This window comes from Fluviicoccus keumensis (assembly GCF_004217445.1).
GTDB lineage: Bacteria > Pseudomonadota > Gammaproteobacteria > Pseudomonadales > Moraxellaceae > Fluviicoccus > Fluviicoccus keumensis.
In genome coordinates this window covers 340,390-356,866 of sequence record NZ_SHKX01000010.1, presented here as the reverse complement: position 1 = coordinate 356,866, position 16,477 = coordinate 340,390, and the positions used below count along the sequence as shown (strand labels likewise).

Here is a 16,477-nt window from a genome sequence, read left to right as displayed (position 1 = left end):
CCCCTTATTTTTTTGCAGCTTGTAGACCGTCATGGAAATCAATCCCTACGTCCGCCATATCAAAGACCTTGCCGAGCGCGGAAACACGCTCCGGGGGTATCTTTGACTACGACCTCAAGAAAGAGCGTCTGGAAGAAGTCCTGAGGACCCTGGAAGATTCCGCCATCTGGAACAACCCCGAGGAAGCGCAGGCGCTGGGCAAGGAGCGTTCCGCGCTGGAAAACAGCGTCGGTGTTCTGGACAAGCTGACGGTGCAGCTGACCGACGCCCAGGCGATGCTCGATCTGGCCGTGGAAGCCGATGACGAGTCACTGCTGGAAGATGTGCAGGCCGAACTCGACTCTGCCGAAAAGATGGTGGCCGACCTCGAATTCCGCCGCATGTTCAGCAATGAAATGGACCCCAGCAACTGCTTCGTCGACATCCAGTTCGGCGCGGGCGGCACCGAGGCCCAGGACTGGTCGGGCATGCTGATGCGCATGTACCTGCGCTGGATTGAACGCCACGGCTTCAAGGGCGAACTGCTGGAAGTGTCCGAAGGCGAAGTGGCGGGCATCAAGAGCTGCACCATCCGCGTGGAAGGCGACTATGCCTTCGGCTGGCTGCGTACCGAGACCGGCGTACACCGTCTGGTGCGCAAGTCGCCGTTCGACTCCGGCAACGGCCGTCATACCTCCTTCGCCGCCGTCTTCGTGTCGCCGGAAGTGGACGACAACATCGAGATCGACATCAATCCCGCCGATGTCCGCACCGACACCTACCGTGCCTCCGGGGCGGGCGGCCAGCACATCAACAAGACCGACTCCGCCGTGCGGCTGACGCACGTGCCGACCAATACCGTGGTGGCCTGCCAGAACGAACGTTCGCAGCACGCCAACCGCGACCGCGCCTGGAAGCTGCTGCGCGCCAAGCTCTACGAGCTGGAAATGCTGAAGAAGAACGCCGCCAAGCAGGCGCTGGAAGAAACCAAGTCCGAGAACGGCTGGGGCAGCCAGATCCGTTCCTACGTGCTGGACCAGTCGCGGGTGAAGGATCTGCGGACCAACATCGAGCATTCGCGGCCGGATGCGGTGCTGGACGGCGACCTGGATGCGTTTATTGAAGCCTCCCTGAAGATGGGACTGTAACCACGAGATGACCATGACCGACACCACCCCGAACGCCGCGCCCGCCGTTGACGAAAACAAGCTGATCGCCGAGCGCAAGCAGAAGCTGTCGGAGATGCGGGAGCAGGGCAACGCCTTCCCCAATGACTTCCGTCGCGACGCCTATGCCGCCGACCTGCAAACCCGTTTTGCCGAACCGGACAACGAGGCGCTGGAAGCCGACAAGCAGTACTTCTCGCTGGCGGGCCGCATCATGCTGAAGCGGGTGATGGGCAAGGCCAGCTTCACCACCATCCAGGACATGTCCGGCCGCATCCAGCTGTACATTGCCCGTGATGCCGTGGGGGAAGACGTCTATGCCGCGTTCAAGAAGTGGGACATGGGCGATATCGTCGGCGCGCGCGGTTATGTCTTCAAGACCAAGACCGGCGAGTTGTCGCTGCACGTGGAAGAGCTGCGCCTGCTGACCAAGTCGCTGCGGCCGCTGCCGGACAAGTTCCACGGCATGGCCGACCAGGAAATGAAGTACCGCCAGCGCTACGTCGACCTGATCGTCAGCGAGGACACCCGCAAGACCTTCCGCATCCGCTCGCAAGTGATCGACGGCATCCGCCGCTTCATGGCCGGTCGCGATTTCATGGAAGTGGAAACGCCGATGATGCACGTCATTCCCGGCGGCGCGGCGGCCAAGCCGTTCAACACCCACCACAACGCCCTCGACATGCCGCTGTTCCTGCGCATTGCGCCGGAGCTGTACCTGAAGCGGCTGGTGGTGGGCGGTTTCGAGCGCGTGTTCGAAATCAACCGCAACTTCCGCAACGAGGGCGTGTCCGCCCGTCATAATCCGGAATTCACCATGATCGAGTTCTATCAGGCCTATGCGGACTACCGCGACCTGATGGACCTGACCGAGGAAATGCTGCGCACCGTGGCGCTGGACGTGTTCAAGCACAAGCCGGAAGCCGAACGCACCCTGATCGAGTACCAGGGCGAGGTCTTCGACTTCGGCAAGCCGTTCGAGCGTTTGTCGATGGTCGATTCGATCCTGAAATACAACCCGGACCTGACCCGCGAACAATTGTGGGACTACGATCAGGCGGCCGAGATTGTGCGCACCAAGCTGAAGATGGCCGTGAAGTCGATCTGGGGCATCGGCAAGCTGCATACGCTGATTTTCGAGGAAACGGTGGAGACGCAACTGCGCCAGCCGACCTTCATCACCGAATACCCGGCCGAAGTGTCGCCGCTGGCGCGTCGCAACGACGACAATGCCTTCATCACCGACCGCTTCGAGTTCTTCATTGGCGGCCGCGAGATCGCCAACGGCTTCTCCGAGCTGAACGACCCGATCGACCAGGCCGAGCGCTTCATGCAGCAGGTGGCCGAGAAGGATGCCGGGGATGACGAGGCGATGCACTATGACGCCGACTATATCCGCGCGCTGGAATACGGCCTGCCGCCGACGGCGGGCGAGGGCATCGGCATCGACCGCCTGGTGATGCTGTTCGCCAATGCGCCGTCGATCCGCGACGTGATCCTCTTCCCGCACATGCGGCCGGAAGCCTGATCCGTTGCTGGAAAACAAGTACCCCGCCACGTGCGGGGTTTTTGCTTAATTGGGAGTGTCTTTTCGGGAGGGGTGATTGGGGTGACCGGGATGGTCTTTCCAGAAGCGTTCCATCATCAAGTAAGTAAACGAGGCCGACCAGCCGATCATGACGAGGCCCAGCAGCGACTCCATGCCCGCAATCAGCCGCACATGCTGTACCGGCAGCAGGTCGCCGAAGCCGAGCGAGGTATAGACCACCACCGAGAAGTAGACATAGTCGAAAAACTGGCTGGCGGCAACGCCGCTGAAGGATCCCAGCGGCATCTGCTCGCTGAGCAGGTAATAGGCGCTGGCGAATATCCAGACTTCGATGGTGTGGGCGAGGAAGACGCCGTAAATCACGGCCAGGATGCGCAGGCGGGGTTGTACCTTCAGGCGCGGCAACAGCAGCGAGATCAGGCGCAGGGCTTCATAATGCACCATGACGGTAGCCAGGACCAGAAAGAAGCCGACCAGCGTGGCGAGCAGGAAGTTGAATTCGGAGGTCATGAGGCCGTCGGATGGCGGAAATTTTATAGGGCTATTCTAGGGACGGGCCACGGGCGGCGGCAAGCGGCTTATTCCGGGCGGTTGTTATCCGCCGACGCCTGCCAGCTTTCCGGAATGTCGCCTTCAGCCAGAATCAGCAGCACGGCGCGGATCCGCGCCAGCAGGTGTTGTTCCCATTGCCAGAAAGCATGCATGCCGGTTCTCCGGTCTTGTCGGTGGTTTCCTGACCAGTGTAGAACGTCCGGACGTACCTGACAATTCGCCTTGCTTCCCCGCCGTAATGGGGCTAATACTTCCCGGGAACAACTCTCTTTTGCCGGGACTGCCGCATGTTGCCACGCCTGAAAACGGATGCCGGGTTAATGGTTGCCTTGTGGCTGGCGGCGTGGCCCGTGCTGGCGGCCGAATGGTCGGTGCGGGTGCTGACCGCGGATGGCCAGCCGCTGCCGGATGCCGTGGTCTGGGTGTCGCCCGGAGCGCCGCCCTTGTCGCCAGCCCCGTCGGTGATGGATCAGATCGATAAGCGTTTCAAACCGTTCGTGTTGCCGGTGCAGGCCGGTACGCAAGTGGATTTCCCGAATTCGGACTCGATCAACCATCATGTCTATTCCTTTTCCCCCGCCAAGCGTTTCGAGCTGAAACTGTTTCCGGGCAGTCACAACGCCCATACGGTGCTGTTCGATAAGCCGGGGCTGGTAACCCTGGGCTGCAACATTCATGACTGGATGCTGGCCTACATCCTGGTGCTGCCCACGTCTTCCTTCGGGCAGACCAATGCCGAGGGCGAGGTGCGGTTGTCCGCGCCGGACAGTGCGGCGAAAGAGATCAGCGTCTGGCATCCGCGTCTGGCCTCGGCTCCGGAACCGCTGGTGCAGAAGCTGTCCGCCACGCCGCTGGTGATCCGGCTGGCGCAGCCGCTGAAGCCCGATCCCCGCCGCCGTCCGCACGGTTATGACTGAGGAGGCGCCATGTACGGTCTGCGCCGCTCGATTTTCCTGTTCTTTGTCGGGTTGCTGTCGCTGGCGCTGTGTGTCAATTTTGTCCTGGTTTATCGCAGCACCTGGTCGCATACCCGCGCGCAGGTCGAGCGTCAATTGCATGCCGGTTGGCAGGTTTTCGGCAATGAGCTGAATGCCCGCCGTCAGGCGCAGACCGCGATGGCGGGCCTGATCACCCAGGACTTCGGCCTGCGTTCGGAGATCGCCACGTTTTCCGACCGCGCCAACGTCGAGTCGCTGCGGGTCGTGCTGGATAACTTCCGTCAGCGCAGTTCGGCAGACCTGGCGCTGGCGACCGATGCTTCGGGCAAGGTGCTGGCGGCGACGGATGCCCGCTTTGCATCCGGGTCGCTATTCCGTCTGCCCGTCGGGCCGAATGCCGGGCAGCAGGACATGCTGCAGGTGCGTGATGATCGGCTGTACCACGTCTTTGTTACCCCCATCTATGCTCCGGCTCCCAACCTGATCGGCTGGTTCGTGCTGGGTTTTGCCCAGAGTGATGAAACCACGCGCCACCTCTCCGACCTGACCGGTCTGCAGGTATCGTTCGTGCAACGGCAGGGAAGGCAGATGCGGGTGTTGGCCAGCAGTCTGGACCGGGCTGACCGCGATAGTCTGCAAATGCTGGACTGGCCGCGTCCGCGAGTTGCCCGCGCCTTGCAGGCGGATGACCAGTTGCTGTATGCCGCGCCGCTCCAGGGACCGGACGGGGATCTGGATGTGGTGCTGCAACGATCCTTGTCGGAGGCGATGCAGGGCTACCGGCCGTTGTTCTGGCAGCTGACGCTGATGGCCGGGGTGACGCTGGGGTTGACCGTTCTGGGAGCCTTCTTTATTGCGGGGTCGGTCAGCCGGCCGTTGTCGGAGCTGGCGCGTTATGTGCGCCGTCTGGGCAGCGGCGACTATGCCGCCGCGCCGCCGCCGCCGTCACGGGGGGAAGTGCAGGAGCTGTTTGCGGAATTCGACACCATGCGTCAGGCCATTGCCGAGCGCGAGTCGCAGATTGCCTATGCCGCTTACCATGACCCGCTGACCGGATTGCCGAACCGCTTGCGCTTCCAGCAGTGGCTGCAGGACGGGATCGCCGCGCAGCCGCAGCAGGCGGCGGCGGTGGTGGTGCTGGGGCTGAACCATTTCAAGGATATCAACGATACCCTGGGGCATCACAGCGGCGACCGGGTGCTGCAACAGATCGCCCAGCGCTTGCTGGCGCAGCAACGGCCGCAAGACCGGGTGGCGCGATTTTCCGGCGATGCCTTCGTCATCCTTCTGAGCGGTGTGGAGCGGCACGAGGTGCTGGCGCTGGGCCTGCATTACAAGCAGGTTCTTGACCAGCCGGTAGTGATCGAGAATATCGCGATGACCGTTAACGCCGCCATGGGTATCGGGCTGTATCCCGAGCATGCGGAAAACCCGGCAACGTTGTTGCAGCGGGCCGAGATCGCCATGTATGTCGCCAAGGAAAAACGCTTGCCCTGCGCGCTCTACAGTCATCAGCAGAACCGCTACAGCCTTTTGCGGCTGTCGCTGATGAGCGAGCTGTGCGGCGCGATCGAGCGTGGGGAGCTGGTGTTGCATTACCAGCCGAAGCTGGACTTGAAGCTTCAGCGAATTACCGGCGTGGAATGCCTGGTGCGCTGGCAGCATCCCGTGCACGGGCTGATTTTTCCGGATGACTTCATTCCGCTGGCGGAGCAGACCGGGAATATCCGCTATCTGACGCTGTGGGCGATCCGCACCGCGTTGGCCCAGTGCGCTCGCTGGCGACAGCAGGGCATGGAGTTGATGATGGCGGTGAATATTTCTTCGGTAGACCTGCAGGATCCGGCGCTGATCGGCAATGTCGCCGATGCCCTGGCCGCCAGCGGCCTGACCGCCGACAGCCTGTGGCTGGAGGTGACGGAAAGCGCCGTGATGCACGATATCGACAAGGCGGTTGAGCTCTTGGGCGGCCTGCGGCAACGGGGCGTGCGCCTGGCGATTGATGATTACGGTACGGGTTACTCCTCGATGGCGCAGCTGAAGCGGCTGCCGGTTCAGGAGATGAAAATCGACAAGTCCTTCGTGATGGATCTGACCCATAATGAAGACGATGCCATCATCGTGCGCTCCACGATCGAGCTGGGTCATAACATGGGGCTTAGCCTGGTGGCGGAAGGCGTGGAAAGCGAGGAAATCATCCAGCTGCTGTCGCGTTACGGCTGCGATATCGCCCAAGGCTACTGGATTGCCAGGCCGATGGCGGCGGAGGCGTTCGAGCACTGGTGGCGGCAGCGGATGAGCGAGCGGCCAGACAAGGCGGAGAGAGCATGAACAGAATCGGGGCGGGTGGCGTGATCCTGCTGGCCGCGATGTCCGCGCACGCACTGGATGGGGAAGTGCACGGCCTGGTCGATATCCGGGCGGCACGCAGCGACAGTGATGCGGGCTGGCTGTACGGCGGGCTGGACAAGCAGCGCTTTGACCGCGGCCACGACGGCTTGCGGCTGGGGCAGGCGGTATTGTCCGGCAAGCTGACGGAGGGTACGGTCAGCGGCCATGTGTGGCTGAACGGTTATGAGCAGCGGGACGAGGCGGCCGGGGTGGGCGAGGCATACCTGCAATGGCGACCGGTGCCTGCCAGCGCCTGGCGCTGGAAGGCCAAGGCGGGAATGTACTTTCCCGAGCTGTCGCTGGAAAACCACGGCCCGGGCTGGACCTCGGAATACCTGATCAGCAGTTCCGCCATCAACACTTGGGTGGGTGAGGAGCTGCGGTCGCTGGGTGCGGAGGCGACTTTGCAATACAACGGCGCGCAGGCCGGAACACCTCACGACTGGCAGGCGACGGCCGGGGCTTTTCGCTGGAATGACCCGGCGGGCGGTTTACTGGCGTGGCGCGGCTGGTCGGTCGGCGACCGCGTGACGGCCGCCGGAGAAGCGTTGCCTTTCCCCGACCTGCCGGTATTCAAGGCGGGCGGTTATTGGGCGGGACAGATGCAAGGCATCAAGCCGTTCCGGGAAATCGACAATACGACCGGTTACTACGCCAGCGTCGGCTATCGCTATCAGGACCGGCTGGCGCTGACGCTGATGCGCTACGACAATCGCGGCGACCCCACCGGTTTTGAAGACGGCCAGTGGGCTTGGGATACCACCTTCAACCATCTGGGGCTGGCGTGGTATGGCGAATCCACGACGGTGCTGGCCCAGGTGATGAGCGGCCGGACCGTGATGGGCTATGTCCCTTTCCACGACCTGATCGCCGATTACCGCTCGTGGTATGTGCTGGCCAGCCATCAGCGCGGCCAGCACCGGTTCAGCGTGCGTTATGACTGGTTTGCGGTGAAGGATCGCGACGGCCAGGCGGCGGACCCCAATGAGGAATACGGCCAAGCGCTGGCGGCAGGCTGGAACTGGCAGTTCTGCCGGCGAATGGACGCCGGGCTGGAATGGTTGCGGCAGGACAGCGACCGGGAGTCACGGCTGCTGCTGGGTCTACCCGCGGAACGCACCGAAGACCTGTGGCAGGGCAGGGTGCGCTGGTGGTTCTGACGACGCGCCTGAAGCGGGCCTTTCCCCCTGTGGCTTCGCCCACCGCCACCGTCTTGATCCTGGGCAGCATGCCCGGTGAAGCCTCCCTGCGCGCGCAACAGTATTATGCGCATCCGCGTAATGCCTTTTGGAGCATTCTGGAAGCAGTGACCGGAGTGCCTGCGGGTGCCGACTATGCCGATCGCGTGGCGGCGCTGTCCGCCGCCGGGATCGCCTTGTGGGATGTGCTGCATGCCTGTGAGCGGGAAGGCAGCCTGGATGCCGCCATTGTCGATGCGACCAGTGTTCCCAATGATTTTACGGCATTCTTCCGCGTGCATCTGGCTATCAGCCGGGTGCTGTTCAATGGCGCCAAGGCCGAGCAGTGTTTCCGCAGGCAGGTGATGGGGCGACAGGAGATTCCGGAGGGGTTGCAGTTGATCCGTTTGCCGTCAACCAGCCCTGCTCATGCCGGGGTATCGCGAATACACAAGCAAGCGGCATGGGCGGCGGCGCTGGCGTCTCCCGGCTACAATTTCCCGAATGACCCGGCTGCGGATTTTCTGTAATCATCACCCTGTCGTTCACTGCCCTCTTTTGTGATGGAAATAACCATGAAATTCAATCATCTCGCGCTTCCGCTGTTAACCGTTCTGCTCTTGTCGCCGCTGGCCCGGGCAACCGACCTCAAGGCGGTCGGTCAGCAATTGATGAACAAGGGCGTGGAAAGCGCGGTTTCCGGTGCTGTCAGCGGCACGGGTGGCAAGCAGATCGCCAAGGACACCCAGCAGGCGGTTCAGGACCAGGCCAAGCAGGAGGCCGCCACAGCATCCGCTGAGTTTGCCAAGAATGCTCCGGCAGCGGAAACCAATCCGCTGGGCTCGATGGCCACCGGGATGGCGGCTCAGGCGGCCAGCGCCAAGGCGGGCCAACTGGTCAAGGGGAGCAGTAGTGCGCTGGCCGGTCAGGTGGCCGGAGATGCCGTGAAAGGCGCCGCGGGTATGATTGACCAGAAACTGAAGGGGTCGCCCGAGCCTGTGCCCGCCGCCGCGCCTGTCGCCGCCCCCGTTAAGGAGGCCGCACCGGCAGCCAAAAAGACGTCCAAGGCCAATAAGGCCAAGACGAAAAAGAAGAAGCATTGAGGATGCCGCAACGCCAGGGCATGGCTGGTTGCCAGCGGTGCCCGGCGTTTGGGCTGAAACGTGCGCGAACGTGAGTGCCCGCTGAAAGTGGTGGGCCCGCAGGGACTTGAACCCTGGACCAAAGGATTATGAGTCCTCTGCTCTAACCGACTGAGCTACAGGCCCGCTCGAAGTGACGCGGGATTATATGCCAGCTTCCCGCCAAACGATAGTGTAAAAACAATCCCTTAGGCGCGCATCAGCAGCGTCCCGTGCGCCTTGAAATAGGCCCGGTGCCGCTTCCAGTCCGGCATCCGCTCCTCCACCAGCCGCCAGAAACGCTCGCTGTGGTTCATCTCCGCCAGATGACACAACTCGTGCAGCACCACATAGCGGATCGCCTCCGGCGACGCCTTCGCCAGATGCAGGTTGAAATTGAGGTTGCCTCGCCCCGAACAACTGCCCCAGCGCGACCGGACCTGCTTCAACCGGAAAGAGGGCGGCTCCTTCACCCACGGCATGCCCGCCGTCAGCGCCGCGATTTCACGCGTAATCAACGCCTCCAGCTCGACCGCATACCAGCGATACAGCACCTGCGGCGTTTTCTCCGGATCTGGCCGCGAACTGAACAGCCGCAGCTCCCCGTCCTCCAGCCGCAGCCGGTCCCGCACCTTGTCATGCGGTAATACCCGCAACGGATAGGGCCGTCCCAGGAACAGGTGCTGCTCGCCATCGACATAGCGCAAGGGGGGGTAGGGTGAAGCCGCGACCGGCTGCTCCGCCAGCCCGGCCAGATGCCCGCAAATCCAGTCCGCCTTCTCGCGCACCAGCCGGTGCACCGCCGACGGATGCACCCGCGGCGGCACCGACGCCAGCACCAGCCCGTCCGCCCGCACCTTCAACGACACCACCCCGCGCGTACTACGCCCCGCCGTCAGCCGGTAACGGATGATCTGACCCTCGTGGCTAATCTGGAAATCGGAGGACATGGCAAGCCATAGCACGGTAGAAAGACAGAATTATCGCCGAAATAACGCCCCCATGAAACGTACATAAACTGTCCGAAGCCACTGTCTGAGCCACAAGCCCCCTAACGAAGCCTGAAAGTCGCACCGGTCCAACAGCGTACGACCGGCCCGCGAGTTTGGCGCAGGACAACGGCTTTGCCTACTTTCCCCAAGAGGAAAGTAGGGCCCGCGGCAGGCGGATGCCCAAGAACATTGAGCGGGTTGACCCCAATGACCACCCATTCCCCAAAAAAGACAAATGTCCCTTAATCTAGACACTGTTAAATTACCCCCACGCAATGGCAAAATCCCCCGCCAACCCCGGTCACCCGCCAGAGAGGAACTCCCCCATGAACGCCCACTACCCGCACCTGCTCCAGCCCCTGGACCTCGGCTTCACCCAACTGCGCAACCGCGTCGTCATGGGCTCCATGCACACCGGCCTCGAAGACCGCTTCTACAATTACCCCAAGCTGGCTGCCTACTTCGGTGAACGCGCCCGGGGCGGCGTCGCCCTGATCATCACCGGCGGCATCTCCCCCAACCGCGAAGGCTGGCTGCTGCCGCTGGGCGGCACGCTCAACCAGCTGGGCGACGTCATCAATCACCGTCTGGTCACCCACGCCGTGCACAAGGAAGGCGGCAAGATCCTGATGCAGGTGCTGCACGCCGGTCGTTACGGCTACCACCCCTTCGTGGTGTCGGCCACCGCCAAGAAATCGCCCATCTCCATGTTCAAGCCGCGCGAGATGTCCTCCTCGAAAATCTGGAAGACCATCGCCGCCTACGGCCGCTGTGCGCGTCTGGCGAAGCTGGCCGGTTATGACGGCATCGAGATCATGGGCAGCGAAGGCTACCTGCTCAACCAGTTCCTGTGCGCGCGCGTCAACCAGCGCGATGATGAGTGGGGCGGCGACATCCACGGCCGCATGAAGCTGGCGGTGGAAATTGTCAAGCGCATCCGCAAGGTGGTGGGCAATGACTTCATCCTCGCCTTCCGCCTGTCGCTGCTGGACCTGGTGGAAGGCGGCAACACCCGCGAGGAAGTGATCGCCGTCGCCAAGGCGCTGGAAGCCGCCGGCATCAACATCCTCAACACCGGCATCGGCTGGCACGAGGCCCGCGTGCCGACCATTGTCACCTCGGTGCCGCGCGCCGCCTTCGCCGATGTCACCGCCGACATCAAGAAGGAGCTGCGCATCCCGGTGATGGCCTCCAACCGCATCAACATGCCCGACACCGCCGAAGCCATCCTCGCCGACGGCAAGGCCGACCTGATCCAGATGGCGCGGCCGTTCCTGGCCGATGCCGACTGGGTGAACAAAGCCGCCGGCGGCCGCGCCGATGAAATCAACACCTGCATCGCCTGTAACCAGGCCTGCCTCGACCACACCTTCCAGAACAAGCGCGCCAGCTGCCTGGTCAATCCGCGCGCCTGCCATGAAACCGAACTGGTCTATCTGAAGACTGCCAAGCCGCGCAAGGTTGCCGTGGTTGGCGCCGGTCCGGCCGGTCTGTCCGCCGCCACCGTCGCCGCCGAGCGCGGCCATCAGGTGACGCTGTTCGAGGCTTCCGGCCAGATCGGCGGCCAGTTCAACATCGCCAAGCAGGTGCCGGGCAAGGAAGAGTTCCACGAAACCATCCGCTACTTCGGCCGCCGCGTCGAGCTGACCGGCGTCACCCTGAAGCTGAATACCTTCGTCACCCGCGAGGAGCTGGAAGCGCCGGGTTTTGACGACATCATCGTTGCCACCGGCATCGCGCCGCGCCTGCCGAAGATCGAGGGCGTCAACCATCCCAAGGTGCTGTCCTACCTGGACGTGCTGCGCGACAAGAAGCCGGTCGGCAAGCGTGTGGCGGTGATCGGCGCGGGTGGCATCGGCTTCGACCTCAGCGAATTCCTGCTGCACGACCCGGCGGTGCCGCTGCCGATCACCGTGAAGCAATGGCATGAGGAGTGGGGCGTCGATACTTCCAACCAGACCGTCGGCGGGCTGGTGGAGCCGCATCAGGCCGAGCCGCTGCGCCAGATCTGGCTGCTGCAGCGCAAGACCACCAAGGTTGGCGCCGGGCTGGGCAAGACCTCGGGCTGGGTGCACCGCGCCGTGATGCAGAAGAACGGAGTGCAGATGATGTCCGGCGTGGAATACAAGGCGATCCGCGATGACGGCCTGCTGATCGCCATCGACGGCAAGGAGCAGTTGCTGCCGGTGGACAACGTGGTGATTTGCGCCGGGCAGGAAAGCCTGAAGGAGATCATGCCGCCGGAAGGCGCGTCAACCAAGGCGAAATTCCACCTGATCGGCGGCGCGGCATTGGCCAGCGAACTGGACGCCAAGCGCGCCATCCGCGAAGGCGCGGAGCTGGCGGCCCGCCTGTAAGCGTCAAGGCTGCCGGCGTCCGGGCGGGGCGTCGGCAGCGCTTTTCTTGAGTTGTTTCCGGCGGCGTGTCATGCTGGAAAATATCCCCTGACCGCCTGTGCCTATATGCGTTTCCTCGTCATTTTCCTGCTGTTGCTGCCCGCCGTGACCCTCGCGGCGGAACCGTTCGCGCGCCTTGCTTCCGCCCGTTGGGAAGGGGAGGAGCAGGTCGTCATCACCAAGGGAGACAACCTCAGCGCCATTGCCGGGCGGCGCGGACTGACGCCGGAAGCGCTGATCCGCCACAACGGCCTGGACCCCAAGAAAAAACTGAAGATCGGCGACACCCTCACCGTGCATTACTCGCACCTGATTCCCGACGGCCTGCCGGAAAGCGGCATCACCATCAATGTGCCGCAGCGGCTGCTGTACTGGCGCGGGCAGGGGGAGTTGAAGGTCTATGCGCTGGGTCTGGGCAAGCCGAGCTGGCCGTCGCCGGTGGGGCCGTGGAAGGTCGCCAACAAGCAGGAAAACAAGACCTGGAACGTGCCGAAGTCCATCCAGGCGGAGATGGCGCGCGAGGGCAAGCCGGTGAAGACGCATGTGCCGCCGGGACCGGACAATCCGCTGGGCAAGCACTGGCTGGGGCTCAGCATCGGCGGTTACGGCATCCACGGCACCATCGCGCCGTCCAGCCTGTACCGCTTCCGCTCGCACGGCTGCATGCGCATGCACAACGACGACATCGCCGATCTCTACCCGCGCGTGGACAAGGGGTTAACAGGTCTTAACAGTTATTGGCCGGTTTTGCTTGAAATTCGACCAGATGGCCCTATATATATCGAAGTACACCCCGATATTTACCAGCGCAAGGTGAACGGCCCGGCGGAACTGCGCCAGCTGGCCGACGCGCAGCAGGTGTCCGGCCGCATCGACTGGACGCTGGCTGACACCGCCTTGAAAGCTGCTGCGGGCGAACCGGTGGAGATCACCCTCAAACCGGTCGCGCCGTAGCTTTTGCCGTTTTTTTTGCACGAGGTTGCCTATGATGAAGCTGAATGCCGCGATCACCCGACGGGAATGTCTGCGCGGACTGTCCGCTGCGGCGCTGGGCGGCTTGTTGCTGCCGCGCTGGGCCGGAGCCAGCCTGCTGGCCGATCAGGGGGAGCGGCGTTTGTCCTTCGTCCATACCCATACCGGGGAACGGCTCAGCCGCGTCTACTGGGCGGAAGGCAATTACCTGCCTGAGGTGCTCAACGAATTCAATTTCCTGATGCGCGACTTCCGCAACGGCGAAGTCATGGCCATGGACCGCAACCTGCTGGACCTGCTGGCCACCTTGCAGGCGCGCCTCGACCGCCCCTGTGATTTCCACATCATCTCGGCCTATCGCTCGCCGCAAACCAATAACATGCTGCGCGCCAACTCCAACGGCGTGGCCAAACACAGCATGCATCTGGACGGCAAGGCGATGGATATCCGTGTCCCCGGCGTGCAACTGGCGAATTTGCGCGACAGCGCACTGGACCTGCGGGCGGGCGGCGTCGGCTATTATCCCGGCTCCGACTTTGTTCACGTCGATACCGGCCGCGTCCGCAGCTGGGGCGGCTGAACCGCCGTCCTAAGCCCGGCCCTTGCGATACTGGCTGGGCGTGACACCTTTGCAGCGCTTGAAGGCGTGCAGGAAATTCGACACTTCCGAATAACCCAAGCGGGCGGAAATATCCTCCATGGTCATGCCGGGAATGGCCAGCATTTCCTCGGCCAGCGCCATGCGGATTTCATCCACCAGCTGCCGGAACGACACCCCCTCGTCATCCAGATGCCGCCGCAAGGTGCGCGAACTCATGCACAGCCGCGCCGCCACCGTTTCCATGTCCGGCATCAGTCGCGGTTGCCGCAACAATTCTTCCCGCACCCGTCCCGCCTGGCCGGAGCGCGCCTTGCGCCGTTCCAGCAGGTCGCGGCACTGGGTTTCGCAGATGCTGGCGGTCAGCGTATTCGCCTGCGGAATTGACAGGTCGAGGAAGGAGGGGCCGAACACCACCGCGTTTTCCGGCTGCTCGTAAAGCGGTGTTACGCCGAAGGTCTTGATGAAGGGGGTAAGGTCGCGCGGTGCGGCGCCGGTGAACCAGGCGGCCTGCAAGGGCATGCGCACGCCGAACAGGTCTTCCACCAGCGCGATGATGCAGGCCATGTCCCGTTCCAGCAGGAAGGCGCGGCAGGCGGAGGGGATGGCGCTGCTGTCCAGCACCAGCCGCGCCCGGTCCGGTTCTTCCTCGAAACGCACCCGCACAAAGGCAAAGGACAGGTCGAGGTAACGCATGCCCATCTGGATGGCGTCGCGCAGCGTCGGGCTGCTGATCAGCGCATAGCCCCAGATGCCGTAGCTGGTCAGGTGATAGCGCAAGCCCGCCGCCAGCCCCATGCCGGGACGGAAGCCGCCGCAGGCGTCGAGCAGGTTGTCGACGATGCGCAACTCCTGCCGCGCGTCGATTTCACGGGTATTGTCCTCAAGGTGCGCCACCGGGATGCCGGTGCCGCGCAGGCATTGTTCCGGGGTGACGCCGTAATCGGCGGCCAGACCGGTCAGGATGCGGGCGCTGCTGATGCTGCGCCGTTCGGGCCAGGGAGACATGGAGCTGTCCGGAAGTCACAGGGAGATGTCCGAATGTACCATAAACACCAAAACGTCGGACAGGTAGTCTCGCTATACTGCGTTATTCGAATTCCACAGGTGCGTTTCCATGATTCAGACCGGCATTGCCATCATCGGCAGCGGCTTCGGCGGCGTCGGCATGGCCATCCGCTTGCAACGGGCGGGCTTCCACGATTTTGTCATCCTGGAGAAGGAAGGGGATGTCGGCGGCTGCTGGCGCGACAACACCTATCCCGGCGCCGCCTGCGATGTGCCGTCGCATCTGTACTCCTATTCCTTCGAGCCGAAATTCGACTGGAGCCGCAAGTTCGCGCCGCAACGGGAAATCCACGCCTATATCCGCCATTGCGCCGACAAGTACGGCATCCGCCCGAAAATCCGTTTCCAGACCGAAGTCAGCGGCGCGCGTTTTGACGAGGCGCGGGCACGGTGGATAGTGGAAACATCCTCCGGCGAGACCGTCGAGGCGCGCATCCTGATCAGCGCCTGCGGCCAGCTGAACCGTCCGGCGTATCCGCGCCTGAAGGGCTTGGAATCGTTCAAGGGCGACACCTTCCATTCCGCGCGCTGGAACCACGAGGTCAAGCTGAAGGGTAAGCGCGTTGCCGTCATCGGCACCGGCGCCAGCGCCATCCAGTTCGTGCCGGAACTGGTGAAGGAGGTCGGCGCGCTGACCCTGTTCCAGCGTTCCGCGCCCTATGTCATTCCCAAGCCGGATCGCGGCTATACCCGCGCCGAGCAGGCGGTCTACGCCCGTCTGCCGCGCCTGCAGGAGCTGAGCCGCACCGGTCTGTACTGGCAGCACGAGGCCCGCGCCTTCGCCTTCGGACCGCTGAAGAAGCTGATGAAGGTGTTTGAATACGATTTCCACCGTCATCTCAACGCCTCGGTCTCCGATCCGGCGCTGCGGAAAAAGCTCACCCCGGATTACCCGCTCGGCTGCAAGCGCATCCTCATTTCCAACGAATATTACGAGGCGCTGGCCAAGCCGCATGTCGAGGTGGTCAACGACGGTATCGACGCCGTGACCGAAACCGGCATCCGCACCCGGGACGGTCGCGAGCATCCCGCCGACGCCATCATTTTCGGCACCGGCTTCCAGGCCACCGATTTCCTGGCGCCGATGAAGATCACCGGTCGCGGCGGCCAGGACCTCAACCAGGCGTGGAAGGACGGCGCGGAGGCCTATCTCGGCATCAGCGTCCACGGTTTCCCCAACCTGTTCATTCTTTACGGCCCCAATACCAACCTCGGCCACAACTCGATCCTGTTCATGCTGGAAAGCCAGTTCGATTACATCGAGCAATGCCTGAAGGCGATGCAGGCGCGGCAGCTGGCGACGATGGACGTGAAGGCGGCGGTGCAGGGCAAGTACAACCGCTGGGTGCAGGACCAGATCAAGCGTACGGTGTGGGAAGACGGCTGCACCAGTTGGTACAAGAACGAGGCGGGCAAGAACACCAACAACTGGCCGGGATTCACGCTGGTCTACAAGCAGCGCACGCACGCGTTGCGGCTGGGCGATTACGAACTGGTGGGGGAAGGACAGGTGACGCGCGCGGCCTGAACCGCCGCCATGAAAAAAGCCCCGCGTGACGGGGCTTTTTTCATGAACC

The 16,477-nt window shown here is 63.2% G+C and carries 15 protein-coding genes and 1 tRNA gene; 11 read left to right on the top strand and 5 right to left on the bottom strand.

What is annotated here, in order from left to right; translation table 11 throughout:
* Nucleotides 1-31 precede the first annotated feature (31 nt).
* Nucleotides 32-1,127 (top strand): peptide chain release factor 2 gene (prfB, locus tag EV700_RS02665; RefSeq protein ID WP_130410802.1). Its coding sequence is split into 2 segments (ribosomal slippage): nucleotides 32-103 and nucleotides 105-1,127, totalling 1,095 coding nucleotides; the frame shifts between segments, so codons are not numbered across the junction.
* Nucleotides 1,128-1,134: 7 nt separating this feature from the next.
* The gene (lysS, locus tag EV700_RS02660) at nucleotides 1,135-2,673 is read left to right on the top strand and encodes a lysine--tRNA ligase (protein WP_130410801.1); all 1,539 of its coding nucleotides are present in this window, start codon (nucleotides 1,135-1,137) and stop codon (nucleotides 2,671-2,673) included.
* A gap of 45 nt (nucleotides 2,674-2,718) precedes the next feature.
* Here the strand turns inward: lysS and EV700_RS02655 are convergent, their stop codons facing one another.
* Together EV700_RS02655 and EV700_RS17180 are read right to left on the bottom strand one after the other, a co-directional pair.
* A complete protein-coding gene (locus EV700_RS02655) occupies nucleotides 2,719-3,204 on the bottom strand; it encodes a potassium channel family protein (RefSeq protein ID WP_130410800.1) in 486 nt (161 codons plus the stop codon).
* A gap of 68 nt (nucleotides 3,205-3,272) precedes the next feature.
* Nucleotides 3,273-3,398, bottom strand: a complete 126-nt coding sequence (locus tag EV700_RS17180; protein ID WP_278044875.1) for a hypothetical protein — start codon at nucleotides 3,396-3,398, stop codon at nucleotides 3,273-3,275.
* Nucleotides 3,399-3,533: 135 nt separating this feature from the next.
* Here EV700_RS17180 and EV700_RS02650 point away from each other — a divergent pair, with 135 nt between their 5' ends.
* Genes EV700_RS02650 through EV700_RS02630 form a run of 5 tightly spaced genes read left to right on the top strand, consistent with a single transcriptional unit; the run spans nucleotide 3,534 to nucleotide 8,856 of the window.
* A complete protein-coding gene (locus tag EV700_RS02650) occupies nucleotides 3,534-4,163 on the top strand; it encodes a methylamine utilization protein (protein ID WP_130410799.1) in 630 nt (209 codons plus the stop codon).
* 9 nt (nucleotides 4,164-4,172) lie between these two features.
* Complete coding sequence (locus EV700_RS02645; protein ID WP_130410798.1) at nucleotides 4,173-6,515, top strand: putative bifunctional diguanylate cyclase/phosphodiesterase; 2,343 nt, start codon at nucleotides 4,173-4,175, stop codon at nucleotides 6,513-6,515.
* Nucleotides 6,512-7,735: a hypothetical protein gene (locus tag EV700_RS02640; RefSeq protein WP_130410797.1), complete on the top strand. Its 1,224-nt coding sequence runs from the start codon at nucleotides 6,512-6,514 to the stop codon at nucleotides 7,733-7,735. Before EV700_RS02645 ends, EV700_RS02640 begins: the two co-directional genes overlap by 4 nt.
* Nucleotides 7,726-8,283, top strand: coding sequence for a DNA-deoxyinosine glycosylase (locus tag EV700_RS02635; RefSeq protein WP_207224551.1), 558 nt, complete (start codon nucleotides 7,726-7,728; stop codon nucleotides 8,281-8,283). Before EV700_RS02640 ends, EV700_RS02635 begins: the two co-directional genes overlap by 10 nt.
* A gap of 45 nt (nucleotides 8,284-8,328) precedes the next feature.
* Nucleotides 8,329-8,856, top strand: a complete 528-nt coding sequence (locus EV700_RS02630; RefSeq protein WP_130410795.1) for a hypothetical protein — start codon at nucleotides 8,329-8,331, stop codon at nucleotides 8,854-8,856.
* Nucleotides 8,857-8,944: 88 nt separating this feature from the next.
* On the opposite strand, the gene EV700_RS02625 is transcribed toward EV700_RS02630, so the two are convergent.
* Together EV700_RS02625 and EV700_RS02620 are read right to left on the bottom strand one after the other, a co-directional pair.
* A tRNA-Ile gene (locus tag EV700_RS02625) sits at nucleotides 8,945-9,021 on the bottom strand.
* 62 nt (nucleotides 9,022-9,083) lie between these two features.
* Nucleotides 9,084-9,824 carry a M48 family metallopeptidase gene (locus tag EV700_RS02620; RefSeq protein ID WP_130410794.1) on the bottom strand — a complete coding sequence of 247 codons (741 nt, stop codon included), beginning with the start codon at nucleotides 9,822-9,824 and terminating at the stop codon, nucleotides 9,084-9,086.
* 368 nt (nucleotides 9,825-10,192) lie between these two features.
* Here EV700_RS02620 and EV700_RS02615 point away from each other — a divergent pair, with 368 nt between their 5' ends.
* From EV700_RS02615 to mepK, 3 genes are all read left to right on the top strand, one after another.
* A complete protein-coding gene (locus tag EV700_RS02615) occupies nucleotides 10,193-12,223 on the top strand; it encodes an NADPH-dependent 2,4-dienoyl-CoA reductase (RefSeq protein WP_130410793.1) in 2,031 nt (676 codons plus the stop codon).
* Nucleotides 12,224-12,328: 105 nt separating this feature from the next.
* On the top strand, nucleotides 12,329-13,216 hold the full coding sequence (locus tag EV700_RS02610; RefSeq protein ID WP_130410792.1) for a L,D-transpeptidase family protein: 888 nt from the start codon (nucleotides 12,329-12,331) through the stop codon (nucleotides 13,214-13,216).
* A 31-nt stretch (nucleotides 13,217-13,247) separates the two neighbouring features.
* On the top strand, nucleotides 13,248-13,814 hold the full coding sequence (mepK, locus tag EV700_RS02605) for a peptidoglycan L,D-endopeptidase MepK (RefSeq protein WP_207224550.1): 567 nt from the start codon (nucleotides 13,248-13,250) through the stop codon (nucleotides 13,812-13,814).
* Nucleotides 13,815-13,823: 9 nt separating this feature from the next.
* Here mepK and EV700_RS02600 read toward each other — a convergent pair whose 3' ends face one another.
* Nucleotides 13,824-14,840 (bottom strand): AraC family transcriptional regulator, encoded by a 1,017-nt coding sequence (locus EV700_RS02600; RefSeq protein ID WP_130410791.1) that lies wholly within the window; start codon nucleotides 14,838-14,840, stop codon nucleotides 13,824-13,826.
* Nucleotides 14,841-14,949: 109 nt separating this feature from the next.
* Here EV700_RS02600 and EV700_RS02595 point away from each other — a divergent pair, with 109 nt between their 5' ends.
* The gene (locus tag EV700_RS02595) at nucleotides 14,950-16,428 is read left to right on the top strand and encodes a flavin-containing monooxygenase (RefSeq protein WP_130410790.1); all 1,479 of its coding nucleotides are present in this window, start codon (nucleotides 14,950-14,952) and stop codon (nucleotides 16,426-16,428) included.
* Nucleotides 16,429-16,477: the final 49 nt, after the last annotated feature.